This is a genomic window from Ruegeria sp. ABV4_181, from assembly GCF_056158465.1.
On the sequence record NZ_JBSWTI010000006.1, the window covers coordinates 104,588 to 118,356 of the forward strand.

The 13,769-nt window shown below is 60.1% G+C and carries 15 protein-coding genes; 8 read left to right on the top strand and 7 right to left on the bottom strand.

The genetic code is table 11. The features are described 5' to 3' along the window. Positions 1-32: 32 nt before the first annotated feature. Positions 33-653, bottom strand: coding sequence for a glutathione S-transferase family protein (locus ACXAC3_RS20090; RefSeq protein ID WP_475164168.1), 621 nt, complete (start codon positions 651-653; stop codon positions 33-35). Positions 654-826: 173 nt separating this feature from the next. Here ACXAC3_RS20090 and ACXAC3_RS20095 point away from each other — a divergent pair, with 173 nt between their 5' ends. Beyond that, positions 827-1,714, top strand: a complete 888-nt coding sequence (locus ACXAC3_RS20095) for a LysR family transcriptional regulator (RefSeq protein ID WP_475164170.1) — start codon at positions 827-829, stop codon at positions 1,712-1,714. A 53-nt stretch (positions 1,715-1,767) separates the two neighbouring features. Here the strand turns inward: ACXAC3_RS20095 and ACXAC3_RS20100 are convergent, their stop codons facing one another. Both ACXAC3_RS20100 and ACXAC3_RS20105 read right to left on the bottom strand, forming a co-directional pair. Next, positions 1,768-2,409 carry an NAD(P)-dependent oxidoreductase gene (locus ACXAC3_RS20100; protein ID WP_475164173.1) on the bottom strand — a complete coding sequence of 214 codons (642 nt, stop codon included), beginning with the start codon at positions 2,407-2,409 and terminating at the stop codon, positions 1,768-1,770. Beyond that, entirely contained in the window at positions 2,406-3,311 is a 906-nt protein-coding gene (locus tag ACXAC3_RS20105; protein ID WP_475164176.1) for an EamA family transporter, read from the bottom strand. The genes ACXAC3_RS20100 and ACXAC3_RS20105 overlap by 4 nt, the downstream gene beginning before the upstream one ends. Positions 3,312-3,638: 327 nt before the next feature. Here ACXAC3_RS20105 and ACXAC3_RS20110 point away from each other — a divergent pair, with 327 nt between their 5' ends. Beyond that, positions 3,639-4,142, top strand: a complete 504-nt coding sequence (locus ACXAC3_RS20110; RefSeq protein ID WP_475164178.1) for a MarR family winged helix-turn-helix transcriptional regulator — start codon at positions 3,639-3,641, stop codon at positions 4,140-4,142. Between the two features lie 166 nt (positions 4,143-4,308). Here ACXAC3_RS20110 and ACXAC3_RS20115 read toward each other — a convergent pair whose 3' ends face one another. Beyond that, entirely contained in the window at positions 4,309-6,375 is a 2,067-nt protein-coding gene (locus tag ACXAC3_RS20115) for an MBL fold metallo-hydrolase (protein WP_475164180.1), read from the bottom strand. 368 nt (positions 6,376-6,743) lie between these two features. Here ACXAC3_RS20115 and ACXAC3_RS20120 point away from each other — a divergent pair, with 368 nt between their 5' ends. Then, positions 6,744-8,300: a tetratricopeptide repeat protein gene (locus ACXAC3_RS20120; RefSeq protein WP_475164182.1), complete on the top strand. Its 1,557-nt coding sequence runs from the start codon at positions 6,744-6,746 to the stop codon at positions 8,298-8,300. A gap of 71 nt (positions 8,301-8,371) precedes the next feature. Next, on the top strand, positions 8,372-8,629 hold the full coding sequence (locus tag ACXAC3_RS20125) for a hypothetical protein (RefSeq protein ID WP_475164184.1): 258 nt from the start codon (positions 8,372-8,374) through the stop codon (positions 8,627-8,629). 136 nt (positions 8,630-8,765) lie between these two features. Here the strand turns inward: ACXAC3_RS20125 and ACXAC3_RS20130 are convergent, their stop codons facing one another. Next, positions 8,766-9,686, bottom strand: a complete 921-nt coding sequence (locus ACXAC3_RS20130) for a LysR family transcriptional regulator (protein ID WP_475164186.1) — start codon at positions 9,684-9,686, stop codon at positions 8,766-8,768. Positions 9,687-9,801: 115 nt separating this feature from the next. Between ACXAC3_RS20130 and ACXAC3_RS20135 the strand changes: the two genes are divergently transcribed. From ACXAC3_RS20135 to ACXAC3_RS20150, 4 genes are all read left to right on the top strand, one after another. After that, positions 9,802-10,752, top strand: coding sequence for a glutathione S-transferase family protein (locus tag ACXAC3_RS20135; RefSeq protein ID WP_475164187.1), 951 nt, complete (start codon positions 9,802-9,804; stop codon positions 10,750-10,752). After that, the gene (locus ACXAC3_RS20140) at positions 10,752-11,681 is read left to right on the top strand and encodes a DMT family transporter (protein ID WP_475164188.1); all 930 of its coding nucleotides are present in this window, start codon (positions 10,752-10,754) and stop codon (positions 11,679-11,681) included. Before ACXAC3_RS20135 ends, ACXAC3_RS20140 begins: the two co-directional genes overlap by 1 nt. Positions 11,682-11,720: 39 nt before the next feature. Next, complete coding sequence (locus tag ACXAC3_RS20145; RefSeq protein ID WP_475164190.1) at positions 11,721-12,098, top strand: nuclear transport factor 2 family protein; 378 nt, start codon at positions 11,721-11,723, stop codon at positions 12,096-12,098. A gap of 93 nt (positions 12,099-12,191) precedes the next feature. Continuing rightward, the gene (locus ACXAC3_RS20150; protein WP_475164191.1) at positions 12,192-12,758 is read left to right on the top strand and encodes a DUF6653 family protein; all 567 of its coding nucleotides are present in this window, start codon (positions 12,192-12,194) and stop codon (positions 12,756-12,758) included. Here ACXAC3_RS20150 and ACXAC3_RS20155 read toward each other — a convergent pair. After that, positions 12,755-13,354 (bottom strand): HdeD family acid-resistance protein, encoded by a 600-nt coding sequence (locus ACXAC3_RS20155; RefSeq protein WP_475164193.1) that lies wholly within the window; start codon positions 13,352-13,354, stop codon positions 12,755-12,757. The genes ACXAC3_RS20150 and ACXAC3_RS20155 overlap by 4 nt on opposite strands. A 20-nt stretch (positions 13,355-13,374) precedes the next feature. Beyond that, positions 13,375-13,686, bottom strand: a complete 312-nt coding sequence (locus tag ACXAC3_RS20160; RefSeq protein ID WP_475164194.1) for a hypothetical protein — start codon at positions 13,684-13,686, stop codon at positions 13,375-13,377. Positions 13,687-13,769 lie beyond the last annotated feature (83 nt).

Here is a 13,769-nt window from a genome sequence, read left to right on the forward strand (position 1 = left end):
GCCCGGCCTTCGGGACCGGGCGCGCGGCTAAGTCAGGCGGCGAGGCCGACTTTGGTGCTTTGCATGGGCACAAAGCCGGGCAGCGCCTCGACCCGGGCCAGCAGGCCGCGGATGTTGGGATAGTCGCCCAGCGAAACGTTCCCTTCGGGGGCATGGGCCGTATAGCTGTAGATCGCGACATCGGCGATGGTGGGGCCGGCTCCGACCAGCCAGTCGCGCCCGTTCAGATGCGACTCAAGACGGTCGAAGGCAGATTTGGCGACAGTTTTGGCGCGCTCGGCATCCAATTGCGCACCAAAGACGGTGATCAATCGTGCCGCAGCAGGGCCGTGGGCGATGTCTCCGGCGGCCAGCGACAGAAACTTCTGAACCTCGGCCTCACGCACCGGATCGGTCGGCAGCCAGTCGGGCGCGTATTTCCGGGCGAGGTAGATCAGAATGGCGTTGGAATCGGCGATGGCGGTTTCGCCATCCTCGATCACCGGCACCTGTCCGGCCGGGTTCAGGGAGAGGAACGGTTCCTTCTTGTGCTCACCGGCCAGCAGATCGACATCTACCAGTTCGTGATTGATGCCGCCCAGCTTGGCGAACAGCTCGACCCGGTGCGAGTGACCGGACAACGGATGGCGGTGGATGCGGATGGCGTTTGGCATGTCTGTTTCCTTTCGGAGGTTTTTCCTGAGGGTGAGCCGACGAAACCCGTCAGCGATCACTGGCGCAAACATGACAAAAGCCTGTTTCATTTATAATCCCACATTTCATTCAGTGACTATGAACATTTCGGGTATAATAGGATGAACACCAAATAAGACGAAGGAGCGGTGCGTTGGATACGATCGACACGATGCGGGCTTTTATGGCCGTCGCTCATGAGGGCTCGTTCACCGCGGCCGGGCGGCGGCTGGGCCTGTCGACCAAACTGGTCAGCAAATACGTCGCCCAGTTGGAGGCCAGGCTATCTACGCAGTTGTTCAACCGGACAACCAGAAGCGTTTCGTTGACCGATGTAGGCGTTGCCTACCTCGAACGCTGCCGCCCCATCGTAGAGCAGATCGACGAGTTGGAAGACCTTGTTCAGGAACGGCAATCGGCACTGGCCGGACCGATCCGTATGACCGCGCCAACTGGGTTCGGCAGCATCAACCTGACACAGGCTTTGGCCCCGTTCCTGCGGGCGCATCCACAGGTCGATATCGACCTCAAACTGTCGGATTCGCGCGTGGCGCTAGTCGAAGAAGGGTTCGATCTGGCCGTGCGGATCGGCGTATTGCGGGATTCGACCCTGATCGCGCGAAAACTGTCGGATATGCCACTGATCGTCTGCGCGTCACCTGAGTATCTGGAGGAACGGGGGCGTCCGGGTGATCCGATGGCCTTGGCCACGCATAACTGCCTGATTGACGAAAACCCGGCCGACGCAACTGCTTGGAGGTTTCGGGCCGGGACAAGGGATTTTGTAGTAAAGGTCGCCGGGGTGTTTCACGCCAACGCGCCCGCAGCAATTGCCAACATGGCGATTGCCGGGCTGGGCATCGCACGTTGCCCGCATTATGTGGTTGCCCGCAGTCTGGAAGAGGGCACCCTGGAACATCTGTTTCAGGACTATGAAACGGAAAACTTCGGCCTTTATGCGCTCTACCCGCCCAATCGTCACCTGACGGCCCGAGTGCGCGCGTTGATCGATTTTCTGGCGCTGCATTTCCGGTCGGGATGACGCGAAGCGGCTGAACCGTGATCTCCGGGTCCAGCCGCACGCTTAGCTCAGCATCAGTAACCAGCGGTGAAGGCCGACCGGCTGTGGGCGGCCGCACTGACCTCGTCGACGATTGCAACGGCAAAGTCCTCCATCGAAATCGCCGAATTTCCTTCATCGTCCACGATCAACGTGTCAGTGCCGAGCCTAAATTTACCCTTGCGTACACCCGGCGTCAGCATCGCGGAGGGGCTGGCATAGGTCCAGTTAACTGTCGGCATGCTGGCACACAGCTCTGCCTGCGCCTGCGACGCGCGGGCAATCGGGACCACGTCGTCGGGCAGGAAATCGGGGTCCGTCAACACGGTGTGAGGGCTGCCATTAGGCAACCGCAGGCGCGCGGCACCACCTGCAATGATCACGCGCAGGTTCAGCGAGTCTGCGGCTTCCAGAATGGACCGGGTCAGCCGAACCAGTTCACCTTCCTGCCCCTGCGGTGGCCGAAGGGCGGTGATGGCCAGATCATGACCGGCCATCGCTTGTGCAACCAATGCGGTGTCGGTGGCGTCCGCCACGCGGACCGCAACGCCTTTCGGCAGAGCCCCGGCCTTTGCGTTATCCCTGACAACAGCGGTGACATTGTGACCACGCGTCACGGCTTCGGTTACGATCCGCGAGCCAACGTCGCCAGTTGCGCCAAATACGATGATGTTCATTTGAACCTCCATGATTGATGTTGAGGGGTGAGTTTTGGAAAAGCCGGACGGCGGCTGAACCGGTCCGGGTTCTGACCGATCCAGACCGACAGCAGGATCATGGCCGCACCTGCAAATTGGGCGGCGGTCAGCGATTGCCCCAGCAAGGCCCAGCCGATGACCACCGCTGCCACGGGGCTGAGAAAGGCGAGGATGGACACCGATGAAGGCTCGATCCGGGCGATGCCGCGGAACCAGAGCAGATAGGTGACCGCGCCACCGATCAGGGTCAGGTAGGACAGGCCAAGTAGGTTCGCCGTGGTCAGTTGCGGCAGCGCGGGTTCCAGCGTCAGGGCCAGCGGCAACAGCAGAATCCCACCAGCGGTCAGTTGCCAGGCCGTGAAGGTCAGCAGCGGAACAGGCGGCTGCCAGCGGCGGGTCAGAACCGTTCCGGCGGCCATGGCCAGCGCTCCGCCAAGCCCGGCGGCAATGCCCCAGCCATCCAGCGCCAATGTCGACGTCAGCACCAGCAACGCGACCCCGGCAATCCCGATCAACGCCGAGACCAACGCAGCCGGGCGCACCGAAGATCCCAGCAGCACCGCCGCCAGAAAAACGACGATCAGCGGTTGAACCGCGCCAACGGTGGCGGCGACACCACCCGGCAGCCGGTAAGCGGCGATGAACAGGAACGCCCAGAACAGGGTGAAGTTGAGTGCCCCAAGAACGGCCGATCGCAGCCACCAGATGCCCCAGGGCAACTGCCGCGCGATCAACAACAGGATCAGCCCCGCCGGCAGCGCCCGAAGTGCCGCCGCCGTCACCGGATACCCGTCCGGCAGGAATTCGGTCGTGACGTAGTAGGTGCTGCCCCAAACGATCGGAGCCAGAGCAGTCAGTGCGGTATCGGCCCAGCGGGTCATGGCGATCTCCTTTATCTTGATATCAAGATAAACATATTTGCCTTGAAGTCAAGATAAATGGCTAAATGACTTCTGATGATCTGCTCAGCCAGCGAACTTCCAGCGGAACGGCTGAAAAATCTACTTTGCCGCGCGTGAGGTGTCCGCGGTCATTTGTTGCGCGCTGTAGGCTTCAACAGCAACGCTGATGTGCCACGCTTTGAACCCGGCATGGGCCAGCAATAGGGCAGTGATCGCCGCATAGGCGGCACGGGAAGGATGGTCTTGATTTTGCCGGGGAAAAGAATCTAACTTGACGTCAAGGAAAACTGAACGAGGACCGAGAGCATGCCGAAGGACCACGTTGACACTGTTCTCAGCCAATGGCGCAGGGAACGCCCGGATCTTGATGTCGCTCCGATGGGATTGATTGGTCGCCTGAAGCGCCTGACCCAGCGCCTGACGACCGAGATGGAGAAGACCTGGGCGCAATATGGGCTGAACGCCGCAAGTTTTGACATGCTGGCGACATTGCGACGGTCCGGCAGCCCGTATCGGCTGACCCCCAGCGCGCTGATCGCTTCGACCATGGTGACGTCCGGCACGATGACGAACCGGATCGATCAACTGGTCAAGATCGGGCTGGTCGAACGCATTCCCAACCCCGAGGACGGGCGCGGTTTTCTGATCGCGCTGACCGACCGGGGGTTCGATGTGATTGATCGCGCCGTGTCCGCCCATGTCGAAACGCAGCACCGGCTGGTGGCGGATGTTCCCGCCGACGACCGGGCTGAACTTGACGCGCTGCTCAAGTCTTTTCTGATTGCGCTGGACGAAAAAGAATCCGGGTAAAGGCTCCTATTAAGGGAAAGCGCCTCGGCCCCCAGCGCGCAGGACAAGCGCCGGGGACAGTGACACCAGTAGTTTCAGGTCAGCGCGGCGGACTGGAGGTTTGCGCGCCGCGGCGCTGCGGGCCGTTCCATGTTCGTCCTCCTTCCATTTGCGGACAGACCGCCGGTCAATGACCGGCAGCGTCGGCATGGTGATCATCCGCATCATCGCGTATGGCAGGGATGGGATGGTGTTCGGTCTCGCGCAGTTCGGTATAGGTAGCGAATTTGAACGGGTTGAAGTACTGGTTGGCGCTGCGCAGACGATCTGCCGCCTCATTGCGCAATGCCAGGAACTCGGCGTTTTCCGGCGACACGGTGAGGGCCGAGACCGCCATCCGCAGCGCCAGGGCATTGTCACCCCCATCCAGCATTTTTCGGATGCCCTTGGCGATACGGTTGTGCGAAAGCCCAAGGTAGTCGGACAGCATCCGCCCGTATTCAACTGACCCGATGACATCCAGCCCGCCGGGCGCCTGACCGGTGACGTCTTCCTGCCAGATCCCCGTCATGCTGTCGGCAATCCTGCTGATCGCGGCCTCATAGGCGGCGAGATAGCCAAGGAAAACCTCGGGGTGGTCCTTGATGCCGGGCGGAATGAGGTCCAGCTTGATAATGTCGGCAGCCGAATACCCGGCATCGATATGCTGCCGGGTTTCCCGCGCCAGCCAGGCCAGCGCATCCCGGAACGCGGGCAATTGGTGAACGTCGTAGATGATGGTGATACCGTAATGGCCGTGCAGAATGCGGTCGGGCTGCATATCCAAAAGCGCATCTATCGCTTCAAGCGCGCCGTCCACGCTGCCTTCTTCTTCCCAAGGTTCGCCGAAGAATGGCATCAGGACATCACCCGCGAAAACGGTGCCAAGGTCAGGAAAGTGGATCAGCAGCGCGTCCTCGGTCTCGCCGCCGGTGGTGGGCACAAACCGCACCGGCGAGCCGCCGATCTCCATATCCGTCGGTTCCGAGATCACGATATCCGGGCGATAATTTGTAACCCAGTCATCTTGCCAATGCAGGCTGCGAAACTGCTTGTAGCGCGGGGTGCGGGCGGTGTTCTTGTGAACGGTGTGCCCGAAATTGTCATGCCCGATGAATTGCGGCCGGGGTGACATTTCACGGAAATGCAGTTGCCCGCCGATATGATCCCAATGGGCATGGGTCACAAGCACATGGCTCAGCGGTGGCAGATCCGGGCGCTGTTCGGCAAGATAGTCCATAGCGGCGCTGGCGCTGAACGGCTGCGTACCCGCGTCGATGGCAATCAGGTGCCGCCCATCGGCGGAAACGACGAAGTGGAAATCTGAGAAACCGAACCCGCGCAACGCAAAGACGCGGTCCGGCACGACCTCTTCCATCCAGGGGGTCGGTGCGAATTGCAGGCCCTCGTCAAATGTCGATGCAAACCAGCCGGTGAAGGGAACCGCGGGCGGATCACCGCGATACCCGGAGCGGATTTTCAGATCGTCTGTGCGCGGCCGGGCTTCCTCGTCCTCCAGAAGATCGGCAAGGTATCTGTAGGCTTCGCGGTAAAACCCGGATGTCGGCTCACTTTCGGGGTGGTCCAGCAACCATGTCAGCGCATCGACCGCCGCGTCGCGCTTGCCGAAAAACCCGGGAACCTGCGCGTATACCAGCCCGGCGGACCATTTCACCAACGGATGCGATCCTTTGGAAATGGCATCGGCCTCTTCCAGCATGCGGAAGGTGTCACGCATCCAGCCAACGCGGCGCAACAGCGAGACGTCATCGGCATAGGTTGCCCTCAACAAAGCCAGCGCGGCCAGATATGTGGCACGCGTTTCGTCGGACATCTGACCGCCGTATTTAGACAACTGGCGTTCGAAATAGGCAATCCCCTCGGCTTGCTGACGCGCAACGATATAGGAATTCGCCAGCAGAAAGACGGGATTGGGATCGTCGCTGGGCGCATAAGACAGCACGGTCTCCAGAAACGAGATTTCGAAGTGGTAGCTGCGGTCAGTGCCCGTTGAGCCGAACGCGCTGAAGGCCGGCGCAGGGGCCAGCCGGGTCGCCATTCCCGCAGGGACGGTTTCGGTCGCGCGGGCTGGCGAGACGGCCAGAGTCACAGCAAGCAGTGCGCCGGCCACAACCGGAGCAATCGCGGCGGATAAGTGGGTTACAGCGTCCGGAAAAGCTGAAGCGGGGGTCTGTCGGTCAAAGAAGTGGCGCATGGGCGGTGCCTCCGTTTTGCAGGAAAAACATGCGGGTCTTCTCGTCGCGATACGAGATGGTTACGGTTAGTAACGCAGGTTACGGCATGCGAAACGCTGCAATTACAGAATGTTATGAGGGGTGTCGCATTTTGGGCCGGCTCGCTGTCCCGGGGTGCAATTTGACCATCCCCTGTCACAGCCGGGTCCAAGTCGGAACGCTCAGGTGGTCGAATCCTTTGCCTTGACCTAAAGTTATCTGGCGAACAGGACAGGGGAGACCGAACATACCCAACCCCGAAAACGTCGATCCCAAACACATTCGAGACCAGCTTGAGCGCATTCTCGAAAGCGATTTCTTCGTGCACGGGGAGCGCCATGGCAGGTTCTTGCGTTACATCGTCGAGGCGGCGATTGAAAACCGGACAAAAGACCTGGGCCAATACAGCATTGGTATCGACGTTTTCGATCGGAGCCAGGAATTCAATCCGACCTCGGATTCCATTGTCCGGGTCGAGGCAGGGCGGCTTCGCTCCAAGCTCGCCGAATATTATGCAACGACCGGCGCAGACGATCCGATCGTCATTGATCTGCCGCGCGGCGGGTACGAACCGGTGTTTTCCCAGCGTGTCGATAAGGCTGACGCCCCGGATGCGCGCCCTGATCGGCTGTCAGACAGCAGCCCGCCGCGTCGGGCAGCGGTCTATCTGGCCGCAGCTGTACTGGCCTGCGGGGCGGTTTTGGCGCTTTGGTTTGTATTTGCCACTACCAGCGGCTCTGTCCTGACGCCGCGCGACGCCGGCGGCAAAATCTCAATCGCCGTTCTGCCCTTTGACAACATGAGCACCGATCCAAGCCAGGACTATTTCAGCGATGGGATTTCGGAAGACATCATAACGGATCTGTCCGTAATCTCAGACCTGCGCGTGATCGCGCGGCATTCGACCTTTGTTTACAAGGGCAGGCCCGTCAGTATCAGTGAGATCGGCGATAACCTGAACGTCCATTATGTGCTGGAAGGCAGCGTTCGCCGCCAAGGGGAGAGGCTCAGAATAACGGCCCAGTTGATTGAAGTTGCAACCCAGGCGCATGTCTGGGCCGCGCGGTTTGATCGCGACCTGTCGGATGTTTTCAACGTTCAGGACGAGGTGACCTCGCAGATTGTATCAGCGCTGGAAGTGGTGCTGTCCGACACCGAGGCCGAGCGGCTGATCCACAGAAACACGGCAAGCGTCGAAGCGTACGACCTTTACCTGCGGGGGCAGGAACGGTTCTGGCATCTGGATGCGACGGGCGTGAACGAAGCCGTCGCGTTGTTTCAGGCCGCCATTGATGCAGACCCGGACTTTGCCGAAGCCTATGCCTGGAAAGCCCGCGCACTGACTTTCGCCTTTCTGAGCGGCATAATCCCGTCAGAACTCGCCCCGGTCGACAATGCCATTGCGCTGGCCAAGAAGGCCATCAGCATAGATCAGGGACTGCCAATGGCGCACGCCAATCTTGCATGGGCACTCAGGTGGCAGGGCGATCTGCAAAGCGCGGCCGAGGTCGTCAATAGGGCGATCCGGCTTGATCCAAACGCGGCGGATGCGCTGCTGTGGCAATCCATGATCCTGTCTGCGGCCGGGGACGGCGACGGGGCGCTGAAAGCCATTGACCGGGCAATCGCGCTCAACCCGAATTACAGCGTGACCTACACGCTTGCACTTGGCAGGGCCTATATCGCGCTGGGAGATTACGAAACCGCCCTGTCGCATTTTCAGCGCACCGTTGCCCGCAATTCGAAATTCCTGCCCGGGCGCATTCATCTGGCCTTCGCCCTGGAAAGGCTCGGCAAGAGCAAGGCCGCAAAGGCTGCGTTCTTGGAAATTAACGCCGAATTTCCTGCATACCGACAAAGCCCCAGCTACAGGTTCTTTTTGTCCGAGTGGCCGGACGATCGCTGAGCCAACGGAAATGATCGCAGCCCCTCGGCTACCAAGACGCTTTACGCAGCTTCCTCAATCCCGATATACCGATGCGCAAACAGCAGGCGGGCAGGATCATGGCAGCAGAAGATTTGGGCTTCTCGTATAAGCGCCTTAAAGGAGGCGACCTGAAAATCACGCATCACGGGAAGCCGGCAACAACCCTAAGGGGCGAAAAGGCTGACTGGTTTCTGGAAGACATGGAGTCCATGGACTTTGCGTCTCAGCAACAGGAGATGGCCCGCATCACGGGAAATTACCGGCGGGGCAATGAGCGCCTGGCAAAATCCCATCCCCGCAACAGGTAGCCGCGTGCGGCGGCGAGTTCCGGTACGAGTCACGATGTTGAAATCGTCCGGGATCCGGGCGCGTTGGTTTGGCCGCGCAAGAACATCTTTTAACATAATCATCCTTATGAGTCACGTTGGTCCTCAGCTGTTTGTCCTAAAGCGGACCTGCATCTAAATCCCAATAAGGCACGTCGCGCCCGATACGACCCACGATGAAATCCAGAAAAGCCCGCACTTTCGCCGGCATGTGCCTTCGTTCAGGGAAGACGGCGTAAAGCGCCTGTTCAGGCAGGCGATAGTCGGGCAGCACCCTGACCAAACGGCCACTGGTCAGGTGGGCCCCGGCGATAAAGGTCGGCAGGCGACCGATGCCGAGCCCGTCAAGAAGCGCGGTGCACAGGGCTTCGCTGTTGTTCACGCGCAGAACACCGGATGTCTGAACGCGCACGTCACCCGCGGGACCGGCCAAGCGCCATTCCGAGGGGTCACGCGAATAGGCGTAGTGAAGGCAGGTGTGCGTCAAAAGATCCTCGGGCATGTGTGGTATTCCGGACTGTGCAAGATAGTCCGGCGCAGCGACAATCACGCTGTGGATCGGGGCGAGTCTGCGCGCGATCAGGGCCGAGTCCGGTAACGTGCCGGCGCGCAAAGCCACGTCGATGCCCCCTTCGACGAGATCGACAAATTTGTCATCCATCGTCAGATCAATTCTGATCCCCGGATATTGCCTGAGGAATGCAGCAATCAGAGGCGCAACATGCAGCTGTCCAAAGGACATGGGCGTACTGAGCCGTAGTAATCCAACCGGTTGCCCCTGCAACGCCGCGACCGCGTCTTCGGCGTCCTGCGCTGCGCCAAGCGCCTGCGCCGCATGGGCCAGATAGATTTCGCCCGCCTCGGTAAGGGAAATGGACCGCGTCGACCGATGAAAAAGCTGCGTTCCCAGATGGGCCTCCAGCACGCCGATCCGCTTGCTGACCGCTGATTTCGTCAGACCCAGATGCCGGGCGGCGGCTGCGAACCCGCCATGGTCCGCCACAGCAACAAAAACGGGGATAGCGCCAATTTCAGTCATGTTTAAGTTCCTTTGGGCGAGTTTTACTCACCTATAAGTTTCCATTTCACACGATTATCACCAAAATGGAAGGTAAATAGGTTGTGGGCATGTCCTGTTAACGCCGGAGGCTGACATGCCCAAGATGCTCATCAACGGAATACTGCGTGATAAACCGCCGGCCTCGGACGGCCGTTTTCACCGCCTGCAAAGCCCATTCAGGAGCCACATCAGCGCGCAGCCGGGCGCCCCTTTCCCGAATACGGCGGGTCGGTATCACCTGTACCTGTCCAAAGCCTGCCCCTGGTGTCATGGCGTCGATCTGGTTCTGACTTTGAAGGGCCTGCGCGATGCGTTCAGCATCACCTGGATGGACCCGATCATGTCGGAAAACGGCTGGGTCATCGACCAGACCCTGTTCAACGACCAAAGCAGCGTCGAACGCACCCACTTTCTTTACGAAGTCTATCAGCGCGCCAAACCGGATTACACGGGTCCGATCAGCGTGCCTGTGCTGCTGGACAAAGTGACGGGCCGGATCGTCAGCACCGAGTCGGCCGAGATCATGCGCATGTTTCAGACGGCGTTTCCCGATGCCGCGGGACCCGATCTTCGCCCGTCCCATCTTTGCGATGAAATCGACCGGATCGCCGAACAAATTCAGTCACCGATCCGCGAAGGCGTCTATCGCGCCGGGTTTGCCACCAGCCAGATCGCGTATGGCGAGGCCGTAACGGCGCTCTTTGCCTGCCTCGACGCGATTGAGGAAAAGCTTGGTCAACGCCGGTTCCTAGCCGGAGACGTGCTGACAGAGGTTGACCTGAAGCTGTTTCCGACACTTCTGCGGTTTGACCCGGTCTATGTGACCCACTTCAAGACCGACTACAAACGCATCAGCGACTATGTTGCCCTGTCCCGCTATCTGGCCGACATCATGCGGTTGCCGGGCGTGGCTGACACTGTGGACATGGCGCATATCCGTCAGCACTACTTCCTCAGCCATCGGCATATTAACCCCAGCGGAATTATCCCGATCGGCCCGGCTTCTCTGCGCTTAACCGATGTGCCGGAAATGGGGGCCGCGTGATGCCTGATATTGTCAGAAGATCCCCTGTATCAGCGCTGATCATGGCCATCGGCGTCCTGGTGGGGGTCAGTTTCACTTTGTCCAAATTCGTCTCGATGGCGGGAATATCAGCTCTGACCGCGTTGTTCTGGCAGGTTTTGCTGGCAAGCATCGCGCTGTTGGCGTTGTGTTTGCTGTCGCAGAAGCGCGTGGCGCTCAACACGCGGCACATCCCCTATTATGTCGGTGCCGGAGTTTTCGGTGTCAGCGGCCCCGCTGTGATCGGGTTTCTGGTGCTGGAGCACGTGAGCCTTGGGTTCTATTCCGCCCTCGTCACGCTGTCACCGCTGTTTACCTTCGCGATAACGGCACTGATCGCGCGCAGGATGCTGCCGTTGCACCGCCTGTTTGGTATTCTGATCGGCCTTGCCGGGGTCAGCCTTGCCACCATGGGTGGGTTTGACCTGTCGGGTGTTGAGCCGGCGTGGATTGCCCTGTCGCTTTTGGGGCCCTTGTTTCTGGCCTGCGGCAACGTCTTTCGCAGCTATGCCTACCCGCCCGGCGGCGATCCGTTGGGGCTGGCGACCGGAACGCTTCTGTCACAGCTGTTGCTGATTTCCGCCCTGATACTGGGACGCGGCAGCACAATCAGCGACGTCTCGGTGCCCCCTGCCCTGCTTGGCGCAATCTTCGGCATCGGATCCATCACCGCGCTCAGCTATGCGCTGACCTTCGAAGTACAGCGGCGCACGGATGGCGTTGGGTTCGCGCAGGTCGGCTATTTTGCCACGCTTTCCGGCATCGCAATCGGGGCAATTGTCTTTCGGGAACCTCTTGGCCTCGGACTGCTGGGTTCCCTCGCAATCCTGTTCCTTGGGCTAGCCGTCACCAACGGCCACCTGAAACTCCCGCCGATCCTGCACCGACGGTCACAGGCCAACCAGACTTAGACCCACCGATAACTTTCAAACCGAAAAGGAAACCAAAACATGCAAATCACGGCCCCCACCACAGCGGCCCACGCGCCCCGGATCGCGTCCCTTTACACCGCGGTTGACGCGCTCGACGAAGCCGGCGTTGTCGAGCATGTCACCGAAGATGTGCAATTCCAGCTTGGCAATTTTGAACAGATTGACGGCCGCATAGCAGTGCAAGCCGCGAACGCGGGCTTCTTTGCCACGATACAGGGTATGCAACATACCATCACCGGCATCTGGTCCAGCGGCGATACCGCGTTCTGCGACGGCACCGTTCACTACACGCGCAAGGACCAAAGCACGCACGACGTGCGCTTTGCTGCACGGTTCAACTTTCGCGAGGACAGGATCGCGGATTACCGGGTGTATGTGGATATCTCAGGTCTTTGATGCCTGTGGCCGGGGCGGCGCGCGTTGCCTGCCGCTCTGGCCGACACGGGCAGAAACAGCCATAATTGCGATCCAGCTTCGGAAGAGGGTTCGATGACCGATCGCAGCATTCTGGAACAGCTCATGACGATGTCCGACGACGTCTGGGATCGGCACACCAACCCGTGGAGCGGCTGGAGCCGCCTGAGCATCCCGCCCCTGTTCGTTCTGGCCGTCTGGAGCCGGGTTTGGCTGGGCTGGTGGTGCCTTGTTCCGATCGTTGTTGTTGTCTTTTGGACTTGGTGGAACCCGCGCGCCTTCCGCGAAACGGACAACCCGGATAACTGGATGTCCAAAGGTGTTCTTGGGGAACGGATTTGGCTTGCGCGCGCGAAATCGCCGATCCCTGCAAGGCACCGCCGGATGCCTCTTATTCTGGCCGCAGTCAGCGCGGTCGGTATCGTCCCCTTGGTCTGGGGGCTTTGGCAGCTTCAAATCTGGCCGACGCTTCTGGGGTTGCTGCTGGTTATGGGTGGCAAGCTGTGGTTTCTGGACCGCATGGTCTGGTTGTTTGAAGACACCCGGGCGGAGGGCAAGGTAAATAGCAGCGCAGCCCGACAAAAACAGAAAGCAGGAGCATCAGATGCCCCTGCCATTCCGGGTCCGCCGGGACACGCTTAAGCTTGTGGCCCCCCATGCGCTGAGGACCGCTGCGACAGCCCCAAAGACATCAAGGACACACCGGCGAATATCAGGTTCAGGCCGGCAAGAACCCCCAGCAGAACAAGGGACGCGCCATTGACGATACCGGTCAGGATCAGCCCGCCAAGCAGGATAGCCATCGCGCCGGACGCAATCATCAGCGCCATGGGCCGCTCCTGACGCGACCTAATGGCAATTACGATCCTCAACACGCCTTCGGCCAGAAAAACCATGCCAAGCGCAAGGGTCAGTGCCAGAACGCCGCCGAAGGGATCAAGCAACAGGACAAGCCCTGCAAGCACGTTCAGAACACCGATAGCCAACAGCCAGAAGAACCCTTTCCACGCCTTTTCCGCAAATGCCTGAATCGCTGTGACGATGCCTCCGCCCAGCAGGGCCACGCCGACAAATGCTTCGACGGCCAGCGTGGACATCAGCGGGAAGGCTACAGCGCAAAGCCCGACACAGAGCATGGCGATGCCGAGCACGATCAGCCAGACTGGTCGAGGCTGCCAACCGAGGGCCTCTTCCATGAGCGCGGGTTTCGGCACGGTTTCATTAACTGAATCAGTCATGTCGACCTCCGGGATCAGGGTCAGGCGACCGACTTGTCGAGATGATCGCGATAGGCGGCAACTGCGGCGTGCAGGGCCTCCCAATGGTTCTTCGCCTGATCATGCGCGTCCGTAACGGCGTCTTCGCCTTCTTTCTGGATGCGGTCGGCAAGGTCGGTGACCTTGTCTTTTGCTTCCTGCAGATCCGATTGCAGCTTTGTCACCTGCTCCTGGGTCCACTTGTCGGTCGCGTCGCCCGCGTCCCTGACCTTCTGTTCGAACGATTTCAGCTCGTCCTCGACACGGGCATAGTCGTCTTTGGCTTTCTGTACGAATTCGGAAAATGTTGTCATGGTTCAGTCCTTTCATGGGTCATGTGTTTGCTGGGCCCGTTTGAGCGCCATGACCCGGACCCTCGCAAATCCCCGGCGGGCGT